General features: G+C 45.4%; 9 protein-coding genes. 5 read left to right on the forward strand and 4 right to left on the reverse strand.

The genetic code is table 11. The features are described 5' to 3' along the window. Nucleotides 1-480: 480 nt before the first annotated feature. Nucleotides 481-1671, reverse strand: coding sequence for a transposase (locus QUB33_RS06980; RefSeq protein ID WP_333348882.1), 1191 nt, complete (start codon nucleotides 1669-1671; stop codon nucleotides 481-483). A 209-nt stretch (nucleotides 1672-1880) separates the two neighbouring features. Here QUB33_RS06980 and QUB33_RS06985 point away from each other — a divergent pair, with 209 nt between their 5' ends. The 3 genes from QUB33_RS06985 (at nucleotide 1881) to QUB33_RS06995 (ending at nucleotide 6754) form a co-directional block, all read left to right on the forward strand. Then, nucleotides 1881-2642: a ZIP family zinc transporter gene (locus QUB33_RS06985; RefSeq protein ID WP_333348884.1), complete on the forward strand. Its 762-nt coding sequence runs from the start codon at nucleotides 1881-1883 to the stop codon at nucleotides 2640-2642. A gap of 468 nt (nucleotides 2643-3110) precedes the next feature. Then, nucleotides 3111-5636 (forward strand): bifunctional serine/threonine-protein kinase/ABC transporter substrate-binding protein, encoded by a 2526-nt coding sequence (locus tag QUB33_RS06990; RefSeq protein ID WP_333348886.1) that lies wholly within the window; start codon nucleotides 3111-3113, stop codon nucleotides 5634-5636. A 398-nt stretch (nucleotides 5637-6034) separates the two neighbouring features. Then, a complete protein-coding gene (locus QUB33_RS06995) occupies nucleotides 6035-6754 on the forward strand; it encodes a PHP domain-containing protein (RefSeq protein ID WP_333348888.1) in 720 nt (239 codons plus the stop codon). Nucleotides 6755-7103: 349 nt separating this feature from the next. Here the strand turns inward: QUB33_RS06995 and QUB33_RS07000 are convergent, their stop codons facing one another. Together QUB33_RS07000 and QUB33_RS07005 are read right to left on the reverse strand one after the other, a co-directional pair. Then, complete coding sequence (locus QUB33_RS07000; RefSeq protein WP_333348891.1) at nucleotides 7104-8270, reverse strand: CO2 hydration protein; 1167 nt, start codon at nucleotides 8268-8270, stop codon at nucleotides 7104-7106. A gap of 177 nt (nucleotides 8271-8447) precedes the next feature. Then, nucleotides 8448-9962 carry an NADH-quinone oxidoreductase subunit M gene (locus tag QUB33_RS07005; protein ID WP_333348893.1) on the reverse strand — a complete coding sequence of 505 codons (1515 nt, stop codon included), beginning with the start codon at nucleotides 9960-9962 and terminating at the stop codon, nucleotides 8448-8450. A gap of 128 nt (nucleotides 9963-10090) precedes the next feature. Between QUB33_RS07005 and QUB33_RS07010 the strand changes: the two genes are divergently transcribed. Then, entirely contained in the window at nucleotides 10091-10702 is a 612-nt protein-coding gene (locus tag QUB33_RS07010) for a Uma2 family endonuclease (protein ID WP_333348895.1), read from the forward strand. Nucleotides 10703-10826: 124 nt separating this feature from the next. Here the strand turns inward: QUB33_RS07010 and QUB33_RS07015 are convergent, their stop codons facing one another. Beyond that, nucleotides 10827-12701: an NAD(P)H-quinone oxidoreductase subunit F gene (locus QUB33_RS07015; RefSeq protein WP_333348897.1), complete on the reverse strand. Its 1875-nt coding sequence runs from the start codon at nucleotides 12699-12701 to the stop codon at nucleotides 10827-10829. Here QUB33_RS07015 and QUB33_RS07020 point away from each other — a divergent pair. After that, nucleotides 12693-12827 (forward strand): hypothetical protein, encoded by a 135-nt coding sequence (locus tag QUB33_RS07020; protein WP_333348899.1) that lies wholly within the window; start codon nucleotides 12693-12695, stop codon nucleotides 12825-12827. The genes QUB33_RS07015 and QUB33_RS07020 overlap by 9 nt on opposite strands. The last annotated feature ends 315 nt before the right edge of the window (nucleotides 12828-13142 follow it).

A 13142-nucleotide genomic window follows, 5' to 3' on the forward strand; every position in this document is an offset into this window, starting at 1 on the left:
AAATTACCGGGATAATTTTTCCGATAACTGCTACTAAATGCGACGGTATTAACAGTCTTAGCTTTAGTCAAATTTCTGAGCAATTAACGTTAATTATTCGCAGCCATTGCTGCCAGTTCATTCTTAATTTATCTAGACATCCTACACAGCACAAACGAAGTCAAAACCCGGGTAATTTCTTACAGGATTGCAGCAACGATTGGTTGGTTCAATTATCTAATTCTTGGGCCAGGATATCCGTCAGCGTAGACGGCGATAAGGAGCAAAGATCGTTATTATTATTGATTGAATAATGGTAGTTAAAAAAATTAGCCCTCTATTCCGTTAGAAGCCTACGGCTATTGCTGGTTTCGAGTCAATCGCATCCTGGGGTAAAAAAGTTAATGTTGATGGGAACACTAGCAACTCTAACTATGAGCAATGTACTTAGTGAATTAGTTGACACTCCTCGACCTGAAGGCACGAGGATTCTTGGATCACTCAGTCAACTTGCTCGTTGGCGTCACCACCTTCATAGTAGAGATTGTTCTGTCCCCAAGCGTTTATTTCGGCGTGCCCCGCCGTATTTAAAGAACTTCCTGCCTGCTTCAATCCTTTCCTCACAATGTTAATTCCCGCATTGTGATCGCGATCTAACGTTGTACCACAATTACAAATATGAGTGCGAGTTGACAGCGTTTTTTTAACCAAGTTGCCACAATTTGAACACTGTTGAGAAGTGTACTGAGGATTGACAGCAATTACCGTTTTTCCGTACACCTTCCCAAAATATTCCAGCCATTGAGCAAACTGTGACCACGCTGCATCACTAATTGATTTAGCAAGCTTATGATTCTTGACCATATTCTTAACCTGAAGTTCTTCGTAGGCTACAAAATCGTTAGATTTTACCACGCCGGGCGTCGTCTTAATGGCGAAGTCTTTACGCTGCCTTGTGACCTTCAGGTGCTTTCTTCCTAACTTATTGATCGCTTTCTTCCGATTACCAGAGCCTTTCTTTTTTCTAGAAACTCGTCTCTGCAATCTTTTTAAAGCTTTTTCGCTTTTTCGGAGATACCTAGGGTTGGCAACTGTTTGACCATCGCTATCGGTGTAGAAATGGTTGAGTCCTACGTCTATTCCGATAGCTTTCCCAGTGAGAACAAGCTCCTCTTTTCGCTCCACGTTGATACAGAATTGGGCGTAGTATCCGTCAGTACGACGCACAATTCTGATTCTTTTTATCTCATTGGGTGCATAAAAATGCAGCTCCCTACTACCGATTAGTTTAAACTTTCCCGCTGCGAAACCGTCTTTAAGAGTCAAACACCTTTTGTCGGCAGAAAGCGCCCAACCCGAAGTTTTGTATTCGACGGATCTAGTATGTTTTTTAAACTGTGGGTAGCCCTTTTTTCCTGGTTGCTTAGCTTTGCAATTAGCGAAAAAACGTTGGATAGCAAAAATGGCACGTTCTGCCGAAGCTTGACGTGCCATTGAATTAAGCTTGCCTGCCCATTCAAACTCTTTTGCCATGACGGCACATTGTTTGTATAGGTCAACAAGCTTAATTCCTTGATTGTCCATCCAATATCTAAGAGTTTTATTTCGGACAAATTGAGCTGTTCTGATCATCTCGTCGATGACCTGATATTGCTCTGCTTTGCCTTTTAATTTAAACTCTAAGACTATCATGCGATTAGTTTACCACACCTGCAAATACTTTTCTCGTTTATGCCTTTACTCCATCAATCTTTACAACAAGAAATAGAATTAAAGCCGTCCTAGAAGGACGGGGCTTTAGACCCAATTTTTTGGTAAACAACCCGGTTTTTTGCCCCCATCCGTAAGTCCTATATATAATTTTATGCGGGCATAAAAAATTTTCCTCTAAGGTAGGGCTGATGTTTCCAGTGTGGTTGCAGGCAGGATTTTGGGGTTTAGTGGGGGGTTCGGCGCTGCTACTGGGAGCGGCGGTGGGTTACTTTGTGAGCATTCCCCAGCGCGCGATCGCGACAATTATGGCTTTTGGCGCTGGTGTGCTGATTTCAGCCCTATCCTTTGAACTGATGGATGAAGCTTACAAGCTCGGCGGTTTCGACTCGACGGCGATCGGCTTTTTGGGGGGCGCTGCTGTCTACACAGCCGCCAATTGGTATTTGAGTCAACAGGGAGCAAAACACCGCAAGCGATCGGGCGCTTTGCACCCAGCTAAAACAGAGTCAGGCGATTGCGGATTAGCCATCGCCCTCGGCGCGCTGTTAGACGGGATACCGGAGTCGATCGTCATTGGCGTCAGCATGATTTCTGGAGGCGCTGTCAGTTGGGTGACAGTAGCGGCAATTTTTCTTTCCAACATTCCCGAAGGACTCTCTAGCGCCGCCGGCATGAAAAAAGCAGGGAGATCGATGGGTTACGTTTTTGGAGTTTGGGGCGCGATCGCAGTTATTTCCGGTATCGCAGCATTGTTAGGATATACGCTTTTTAGCCACTTTTCTCGGGAAATAATCGCTGCAACTACCGCTGTAGCAGCGGGCGGTATTTTAGCAATGATTTCAGATACCATGATTCCCGAAGCCTTCGAGGAAACTCACGATTTTGCCGGATTAATTACTGTCGGCGGGTTTCTGGTTGCTTTTGTACTCAGCAAGTTAGGGGAAACTTAATTAGTCAGCACTCATCAGTCATTAGTCATCAGCTTGCTGTAGAGTGTGTCATATTGACCGTAATTTCTGCAGCGTTCAAGGTCGTACTCGAATAACAAGTACAGCATATTCGAGTACGGCCTTGAAAGGGTTCGCGCCCGATCTTCAGTACAAATCCGAGATCCTGTAAACCCGCCCCGGCCGACTTGCAATATTCGATCGCCCGAATGAAATTTCGCTGGCTGACACACCGGGCTAACTTGTTAAAGCAAGTTCGATCGATTGCCCGTTTTTGATATAATATCAGCCTGCATCTGGCAGCGAAAAAGCTTGTAAAGCTGTTTTCAAGTCAGTTAGGTACTCGCCGAGCGATTGCCAATTACTAATTATCAATTACTAATTACCGAGTGCCAGACATCCCTCACCTAATTCAGGCTTCTTTAAATCAACATTAAAAACCACAGTCTGTCAAGAGTTTTTGGGAAATTTATGTGTTTAGAACCAGGGTATATCCTGCACGGAATGCACGGAAGCTACCAAATTACCGCTTTGTTGGGACGGGGAGGGTTTGCCATAACCTATCTGGCTGCACAAATAAACCAACCCAATAATCCTCTGTGCGTTGTTAAGGAAATTCCTTTTCCCCGATCGGACGATCCGCGCGTCTTGGAACAAGCAAGGAGGCGGTTTCAAAGCGAAGCTAGCGCCCTGCGCCGTCTCAGGAATAACTCGCACATTCCCGAATTGTTCGATAGCTTTGAAGAAAACAACCATTTCTACTTAGTTCAAGAATACATTGAAGGATATAAGCTCCGTCAAGAACTCGTTGCGGGTCAGGGGTGGACCGACGAGGAAAGAACCGTTGTTTTTTTGCGGGAAGTTCTGGAAATATTACAATCTGTTCACCAAGAAGGTATTGTACACCGCGACATTAAACCTGATAACTTAATGCGACGCGAATCCAATGGAGAAATTGTTTTAATTGATTTTGGAGCTGTCAGAGAAATAGCCACTTTTAGCGTTAACTCTACAGGTGAAATATTAACAACCCAGGCGATCGGCACTAACGGTTATATGCCAGCAGAACAATACAATCCGCACTTGTTACCGCAACCTTACAATGACATTTACGCGCTAGGAATTACCGCTATTGAAGCTTTCACCGGGCGAACTCCCCCTTTTCTCCCCGATCGGGAAACTGGCGAGGTCATTTGGCATTACTCAACACCCGATCGACCTGCGGTACAAGTTAGCGACGGTTTGAGAAATATTTTAACTGAGATGGTGCGCTGGAATTTTAGAGAGCGCTACCAATCCCTGAATGAGATTTTGCAACACTTGGATTTGTTAGTTGCACAACCTCCGCTACCTGAACCTGCGTTAGTCGAAACTCCCCTACCTGAACCTCCCGTAGCTGAACCTCAGCCACCTGAACCTCCGGTAGTCCAAACTCCGGGTTCCGGGAAATCGCACTTTCGCCGATTGTTGTTAAGTTCTGTGGGAATTGCTACTGCATTGGCGATCGTACTTTTAAGCCCCAAAAATTCGCCGCTAATCCCCAGAAGTTCCCCGCTAATCCCCAGAATTTCCGCACAGCCAACGCCGACTACAGCATCCGCAGATGGTGTAAGTTCTGGCGAAAAACTTCTGGTACAAACCTCCGCCCTTTGGTCAAAACAAAGAGGAATTGGCGAATTTGCCGACTCAAATTATCCCGAAGCTTTTAAATTGCTCAAACAGTCATGGAGGGAAGATCGCAGAGATCCGGAAACTTTAATTTACATGAACAATGCCCTGCTGGAAGCCAGCGGTGCAGAGTATTATACCATCGCCATTGTTGTTCCCATCCGCAGAAATCAAGACGGTAGCATTGCCAACGCCAACTTAGCCGAAGAACTGCTGCGCGGCATTGCTCAAGCTCAAACCGAAGTTAATTTAAGTCTAATCTCCAAGGAGAGCGATCGAGATTTTCCCGGTCAAGGATTTCTCCAACCAAAAGCTCTTAACGGAAAAGGTCTTAAAGTCATCATTGCTGATGACGGAAATATTAAATCCTACGCAGTTCAAAGAGCAAATTACCTAGTCGAGCGACCAGATATTCTAGCAATCATCGGACACTATACCAGCGACATGACTGTGGAAACAGTAGATATTTACAATCGCCATAAATTAGTCGCCCTTTCTCCGGGAAGCACCACAGAAGAACTGACCAGAAAACCCCGAAAATTTTTCTTTCGGACTGCTCCGACAACTAGCGTAGAAGCTGAAGGCTTAGTAAATCAATTGCTGAGCGTAGGGCGAAAAAAAGTAGCAGTTTTTTACAATCCCGACAGTCCGTTTAGCTATTCTTTGTGGGAACAATTTACCGAGCAATTTGAAGCCAAAGGAGGTAAAACTTATAGACTCAGAAATTATGAGAACTTATCCAAAAATGATTTCAACACAGAAGCAGCGATCGAAGAAGTTGAGAAAGCCGGAATAAAAGCCATAGCACTCTTTCCAGACGGTCAAGTAACTAATTCCGTAGAAAATGCGATCGAAATGATAAAAGCTAACGGCGATCGCAATTGGATTGTCGGGCCGTGGACGCTGTATGAGCCGAGAACGCTAGAAGTAGCAAAGCAGTTAAAATCTGTTGAAAAACTGGGAATATCCTTGTTTTGGCATCCGCTAGCAAGCTTTGACAAAAAATTTCCTGTAAACGCGGAAAAATTGTGGGGAGGCCCGGTGAATACTCGATCGGCCTTAACCTACGACGCCGCCCGGACGCTGATTAAAGCCCTAGAAATGCAGGCGCAACCCACTCGCGAAGGAATGCAAAAAACCTTAGCCGATCCAAACTTTAAAGCCGAGGGAGCCACGGGTATAATTGAGTTTGACTCAAAGACTGGAAATCGGAAAAATCCTCCTAAACGAGTAGCGCATATTGTACCCTGTTCTACAGCAATATATGGCGTTACCTTTGTGCCGATGGAATTTCCCACAGCCGCAGCCGCAGGTTTAAAGTGCGATTGAATTGATATCTTGTGGCATTGTCAACAAACCTTTCAAGGGCGGGCAGGAGGCCCACCCCACAAGAAAATTTACTCTTTGTAGAACAGGCATCTTGCCTGTTGTTAAGAATGAGGCAATATGTGGGAGTAATTGATATTTTGTGGCACTGTCAACACACCCTCAGGGACGAGTTTTACCAAATATAATTGCCTAAAATCAATAATCTCATAAACCCGGCCCCACCCGACGATAAAATTCTGGATAAAGAATTCTGCAAGATGTGCGAGTGAATTGATATCTTGTGCCGAACGCAACAATCCGCCAGATGTTTCAATCCTACAGCCGACTATTGCCACAGGTGCAACATATCAATTTATTAGATATATTAAACAAAGCTAGTTTTTTCTATAATAACGCTTATGGCTGTCAATTTCGCTCGCTCCCCCGCTTCTAGTCTCAAACCAGAAGCCCAGAATATATCAGCACTCAAACAAGTCTTTCAGACAATTGATGCCGATAGCTGTCCGGGTTCCTATAACTTTCATATGCACACAGTCTACTCCGACGGGCGATTGCAGCCAGAGAAATTGATGGAACAAGCCATAGCCGGAGGTCTCAAAGGCTTAGCTATCACCGACCACCACAGCACCCAAGGCTACGTTAAAGCTCAAATGTGGCTGGATAATTGGAAATTAAACCATCCCGACCAAAATAGCGAAGCACCTAGTCTCTGGACAGGCGCTGAAATTAATGCCGAATTGCTCAACAATGAGGTACACATTCTCGGTTACGCCTTCGATCCGCAACATCCCAGTCTCCAACCATACCTACGAGGTAAAAGCACTGAAGGCACTTATGCTTATTCAGCAGCCAGGGTAATTGAAGCTATTCATGAAGCAGGAGGTTTAGCAGTTCTCGCACATCCTTGCAGGTATCGATCGACCGCAGAGAAACTAATCCCAGAAGCAGTCCGTTTCGGAATTGACGGTGTAGAAATTTACTATGCTTACGGTAATCCAAATCCTTGGAAACCGAGTCCCAAACAAACTGCTTTAGTCCAAAATTTAGCAGAAACTTATGGTTTGCTGGGAAGTTGTGGCACGGACTCTCACGGCCTGAGTCTTCTAGTCCGAATCTAGATAGTTCGGAAATAAGAAGTGCTTTATCCTGTCATTACCAGTCTAAGCGTTAGCGGATACACCTCTTATAAAAGCAATCACAATGACCCGAAAACAAACAGTTTATCAGGTCATATTATGTCCGCTAAAATGACTACCGTAAAATTGTTTGGTAGTCAGGACTTCAGTCCTCATAAAAGTTTGAGGACTGAAGTTTTCACTACTTGCCTTATAACGGCTATTTGACGGGACGCGATATCCTTTCTATCGCCAGGATGAGCTTTCGCCCTCCAAAAGAAAGCAATTGCTTTCTTCAGGTAATATTGTTGCAACTCCCAGAGACATTAGGTCCTAAAAACCAGTCGCCCTTCTACCGTTCGGGGAACAACTGACAGGCCCGGTTAGTTGGCTGATTTGCCCAATCCAAGCGAGAATTTCCAAATCGATCCATCCAACCTTCTAAATAAGCTCGATTAGCCTTTCTTTCCTCTGGATCTGATGTATTCATGGGATGAGGCGCTAGACCCAAAATAGTCGCCGTCGTCACGCAAAACATCGACTTCTGAAAACTCTGGCAAATTTGCACCCGCACATCGTCTTCACCGCGACAGCTACTGCGATAAACTTCGTGCAAATACTCCGGCAAATAATGACGCATATCTTGCATCAATTGAGTGGGCGGAATCCCTGCACCTCCAATAGGTAAAGGATCAGCAAACAAAGCCCCGTAGGCAAAATCTCTTTGTTTTTCGGGGATTTGATGAGCTTGAGCGTTGTAGGAAACTGTGCCAAAAAACGCAGTACCACGAAAGAAAACAGCCTCTACATAAGGCACGGCTACATCTGGTAAAAATGTCAAATTAGCCGTCGCTGGCAGTATATCGTAGACTTGAGAGCCAATCTTGACGCTGTAGGTAATCGGTAGGCTGGCCGCGGCGACTAAACCGGCTTTGACAAAATCAACTACATCAGAAATAGACTTAGTTTCCCCTCGATCGTAGGAATCAGATAAGTCTATGAACAAATCGCTCATTACCCGCCAAAACTGACCGAGACCCGTGTAGTAAGCCAGCATCCGCACTTGTTCCGGCAAAAAATCAGGAAATGCTTTGTTGAGTCCCTGCATGAAAAAATTGCCTTTCAATTTCGCAGCAATCGCCTTTTCGGCCAAACTGCTAAATTCCGGGGAATCCAAATAACTGTCCAAACCGCCGCCGCCGTGCCAAAACATTGTTCTCATGCAATACTCAGCATACTCAAAATTAATGCGATCGTGCCACAAATAGCGCATTAATTTGGGCAGCGTCACATCTCCGTTGAAATATTTAAAAAAGGGGAAAAGCACTAAAAACTGTTCTTCTGCAATATAATTGAGATTGCGAGAATAGGCATCGAGAACCACACCGTAACTTTTGAGAATGCCGACAACCTCAACTACATTTTCCGTAGATTCAGGAAGCAAAGCTTTGCCTGATTCCAAGATGTCAATGTATGCGGCTAGGGGATGGGAAGATGGTTTTAATACGGTACTTGTCATTTTAATTAAGCCTGAATAGAAGGAAGAACGAAGAAATAGGTTTGTAGTAAGGACTAAAGTCCTTTAATGATGGGCTAAAAGCTGTTAAGAGAGGAGTTGCACTCCTCACTACGAACCTATGGGCTAAAAGCTGTTAAGAGAGTAGTTGCACTCCTCACTACGAACCTAGGTCATATTTTATTTCAAGTTTTGAGCAATCACTTTAACTTGGGGTGGCACATTAGCAACCATTCCGATCGCAGTTTTTTCGCTCAAAGCAACTAAAACTCCCGGCTGCACTCCCATGATTGCGATAATTATGGCTAAAATCAGCGAAGGGATGCGATCGCGCCAGCGGACTTGGGGTAAATTTTCCACCAAATCCGAAAGGCGGCCGAAAAAGGCGCGGTTGACCATAAGTAAAAAGTAAACTGAAGTTAAACCAGTGCCGATCATGCAAAGCAAAGTTTGCACGGGAAACACTGGCAAACTGCCCCGAAACATCAAAAATTCCGCAATAAATCCAGCCAAACCCGGAATGCCGGCACTAGCCATTACGCCGAGGATCATTAAACTGCCAATCATCGGCAAACCGCGATCGGGATTGAACAAACCTTTGAGCACATCGATGTTGCGGCTGCCGGATTTTTTGTAAACAACGCCGACACTCAAAAATAGCAGCCCCGAAATTAAACCGTGGCTAACCATTTGCAAAACTGTTCCCAGCATACTAATCGGAGTAGCTGCCGCGCTAGCTAACAAAATGTAGCCCATGTGAGCGATCGAACTGTAAGCTACAATTTTTTTCATATCTTTTTGGGCGATCGCGCAACTCGCCCCGTAAAGCACACTCACCACCGCCCAACTCGCCAAAGTCGGCGCCGCCACCGCCCACGCATCTGGAAACAAACCCAAACCAAAGCGCAGCATCCCATAAGTTCCCAGCTTCAAAAGCACCCCCGCCAGCAGCACCGAAACCGGCGTCGAAGCTTCTACGTGAGCATCCGGCAGCCAAGTATGAAAAGGCACCAAAGGCATCTTAATTCCAAAAGCCAGCAACACCCCTGCCAGCAAAACAATTTGCCTTACCAAAGGCAATGGCAATCCTCCTTGCAAATGCGATGCGCCCGCTGCACCAACCATATCGAAACTAGAAGCACCGCTAAGCCAACCAGTCCCCAAGAAAGCAGCCAGCAGCACAATTCCCGCAAATGCAGTATAGATTAAAAACTTAGTAGCAGCATAACCCCGGCGCTCGCCTCCCCAAATTGCAATTAACAGGTAAAGCGGAATCAATTCTACCTCAAAAAACAGGAAAAACAGCAGCAAATTTTGAGATAAAAAAGCCCCTGTTACGCCGCCGGTAATTAACAGAATCAAAGAATAATAAAGTCGAGGTCGGCGGATCGACTCATCCGTAGCGTAAATAGCTATTCCTGTCAGTAGAGTATTTAAAATTACCAAAGGCAGAGCCAAACCATCAACACCGAGATTGTAATTCAATCCCAAAGCATCTATCCAAGGAATAAATTCCGAAAACTGCAACTGACTTGTACTGGCATCAAACTGAACTGCCAAAATCACCGAGAGAATAAAAGTTATACCCGCAATGGCGATCGCGATATTCCGAACTATTTTAGAACTCACTGAACCAGGCCAGAGCCCTATCAGGGCAGCAGCCAACATTGGTATCCAGATTAAAGCACTGAGCATCAATTAAAACTTTCCTTTGTTACACAGTATTTAGAGCTATATTTAACATTAACGCAAAGCAACTACATATAAAAGCGATCGGCTGATTTTCTTGTTAACATAAATTCAAATGTCTCTGGAATCCTCCTATGACCTCAAGTCTTACAGATCCAGAAGATTTGCAAATTAAATCCGGTTCTCCTTCCACCCGCCTCACCGTTGCCGACTTGGAACAACTGCAAGGTATACTCTGCGAAGCACATCTAGACTACCAATTAGAACTCGTAGAGGGGAAGATTATCATTATGCGCCCCTCAGACATTGTTTCGAGCGAAATAGGAGCAGAGTTTGGCAGACTTTTGGGGAACTGGGTCAAACCTCGCCAACTCGGACGAGTATTTGAATCTAGCGGCGGGTTTATTCTTCCCAATTCCGATCAGAGAACTCCCGATGTTTCTTTTGTGACAGCCGATCGCCTCAAACAAAGTAAAAGGTATTTTGCCGAACTTGTCCCCGACTTAGTTGTAGAAATCAAATCTCAGTCCGATCGCCTGAAACCCCTGCGAGAAAAAATTTTATCATTCATCGAACTCGGAGCCAAAGTAGGAATATTAATCGACCCGGACGAACGCACAGTAACAGTTTACACTCCGACAGCCGAGCCAGTGGTATTGAGAGACGGCGACATGATTTCAATTCCCGAACTTTTGCCCGGTTGGGAAGTTGCGGTGACAGAATTGTGGCCGATCGAGTTTGAATAAAATTAGATAAAAAAGCAGACAAACCCAGAATAAAATTCTCTGCGTTCATCTGCGGTTTAAAATTAAATAACATCAGACAAAAAGCAGACAAACCCCGAAAAATTCATCTGCCAACCTCTGCGGTTTAAAACTGCCAAATAATCAACGCCAGCAAGACAGCAACCCCCGCCGCAATAGTCAACACATAAAACTGCGACTGACCAGTGCTGCTGTACTTCAACCCTTCACCGCTGAAAATTGTAGCAAAACCGAACAAATTCACCGCCCCGTCCACCAGATACTTATCAGTCCAAGCGCTGATTTTAGAAATAAAAGCCACAGCCCAAACGACAGTCAAGCGGTAAACCCGATCGATATAAAAATCGTAAGCAAACAAATCCTGCAACGCCGGGACTGGCAGCCGTACCGGTCGAGGTAAAACGCCGTACCAATAAATCGCCACCCCAACCGCAACGCCAATCAACCCAGATAACAACAACAGCGGCGTATCCAGCGTCTTCAAAAGCAAATTTAAAGTATCAAAATCCCCCGTTTGCGCCCAAGGGCCAGTCCAACTAATTAATAGTTGCCACTCCTGCAACATCCAAGGCACCAACAGCCCCATCACCGTCAAAATTACCATCGGCAAAGCCATCTGCCAACCGACTTCCGGAGCTCTGCGAGTTTTCGGCTGCGGTTTTCCAGCAAACACTAAACCGAATATGCGAGTTAAATTTAGCGCCGTCAAACCATTAACTAAAAGTAGCACTATTACCAGCCACAAAGGCACCGTCCAAAAACCGTTGAGCCAGCGTCGCATCGCCCAAAAGTTACCCAGAGGCAACAAGGCTACCATCCCCGCAGCGCCTACTAAATAAGCCGTAGTTGTGGCAGGCATCTTCGACCACAACCCACCCATTTCTGTTAAATCTTGAGTGTTAGTTGTGGTAATAATTGACCCTACGCTCATGAATAATAGGCCCTTCGCGATCGAGTGCGCGAACAGCAACAGCAAAGCAATGTCAACTTGATTTAGCCCCACGGCGATAAACACCAAACCCATAGAAGCGCTGGTAGAATGCGATAGTGCTCTTTTGATGTCGATTTGGGCGATCGCCACCAAGGAAGCGCCAACAGCCGTCACCGCACCCAAAACCACCAGCACCCCACCCGTCACGGGCGAAAGCGCTAAAACAGGCTGAAGTTTAATCAAAACATAAGCCCCAGCGCCCACAACTACCGTATTCCTCATAATCGAAGCCGGGTTGGGCCCTTCCATCGCCTCGTCGAGCCACAAATGGAACGGAAATTGAGCGCACTTGGCCGTAGGGGCGGCGATTAAAGCCAAACCTAAAAGAGTCGCCACTAGGGGAGACAAAGTTGCAGTTTCCGCCCATGTTTCCAAATCGGAAAAATTCAAACTTCCTGCTAAAGTTGAAAGCGTCACTACTCCCATCAGCAGTGGCACGTCTCCTACACGCTTGGTTAAAAACGCATCTCTAGCGGCTGTTACTACCAGCGGTTGAGCGTACCAAAACCCGACTAGCAAGTAAGTTGAAAGCGTCAGCACTTCCAACAAAGCGTAAGTTATAAGCAGCGAGTCGCTAATCGCAATGCCGCTAATTGCCGCTTCAAAAAAACCCATCAGCCCAAAAAATCGAGCTAGCGCCCAGTCTTTTTCCATGTAGCCTAGAGCGTAAATTTGTGCTAGCAAACTCAAAACACTAACTAACTCCATTGCTCCGACGCTGACGGTGGAGATTTCTATTGCAAAAGACAAATCTAAATCAGCAGCTTGCACCCAGTGCACGAGCAACTGTTGGGGCGGTTGATCCCAAGTCGCTGTAAAAATAACTGACCCGTGCAGGAAAGCCAACACCGTCATCAGCAAATTGAAGTAAGCTGCAGGTCTCGGGCCTGTTCTGCGAACGGTGCCCGTAGACCACGGCAAAGTTAAAATTGCGCCTATTAAGCCATATAAAGGTACCCACCAACAGGCTTGGAGGAGAAATTGAGTCATTTAATTTATCCCTTAAACTTCAAATTACTGGCTGCCTTTATACAAAAACAGTCGCGGGCGATCGCGCGAGACCCTAAAACTTTGACTAAACCCGATCGTATAGTTGTGGTAGTTGTGGCAAAATAATTTGCACTCCAGATTAACTATACATTAAAGCATCAAAACTGAGAATTCTCTCACTACAAAATTAGTGACTGAGCAAAGGAGGCACTCAAAGAAAAAAATGCCTGCCGATGGGTCAAGACTGCGTTTTTTGCCGATTTCCCCGCGATCCCCCTTTTGAAATCCCCAACTTTCCCGGCAGTGATCGGCTCCGGCTTCACCTACCGAACTCTACTTTATGAGTATTATTACTTACTTTAATCCCCCCTCGCCGTCGGCATCTACCCCTCTCTTTATTAAGATTATTAAATAAATATTAAATTATTTTAAGTAACATAA

It is taken from the genome of Microcoleus sp. B3-A4 (assembly GCF_036705385.1).
Taxonomy (GTDB): Bacteria; Cyanobacteriota; Cyanobacteriia; order Cyanobacteriales; family Microcoleaceae; genus Microcoleus.

Coding starts and splice junctions, on each gene's coding strand:
- QUB33_RS06985 (WP_333348884.1), top strand. CDS start 1,881: ATGTTTCCAGTGTGGTTGCAGGCAGGATTTTGGGGTTTAGTGGGGGGT.
- QUB33_RS07000 (WP_333348891.1), bottom strand. CDS start 8,270: ATGACAAGTACCGTATTAAAACCATCTTCCCATCCCCTAGCCGCATAC.
- QUB33_RS07010 (WP_333348895.1), top strand. CDS start 10,091: ATGACCTCAAGTCTTACAGATCCAGAAGATTTGCAAATTAAATCCGGT.
- QUB33_RS07015 (WP_333348897.1), bottom strand. CDS start 12,701: ATGACTCAATTTCTCCTCCAAGCCTGTTGGTGGGTACCTTTATATGGC.
- QUB33_RS06990 (WP_333348886.1), top strand. CDS start 3,111: ATGTGTTTAGAACCAGGGTATATCCTGCACGGAATGCACGGAAGCTAC.
- QUB33_RS07005 (WP_333348893.1), bottom strand. CDS start 9,962: ATGCTCAGTGCTTTAATCTGGATACCAATGTTGGCTGCTGCCCTGATA.
- QUB33_RS06995 (WP_333348888.1), top strand. CDS start 6,035: ATGGCTGTCAATTTCGCTCGCTCCCCCGCTTCTAGTCTCAAACCAGAA.
- QUB33_RS06980 (WP_333348882.1), bottom strand. CDS start 1,671: ATGATAGTCTTAGAGTTTAAATTAAAAGGCAAAGCAGAGCAATATCAG.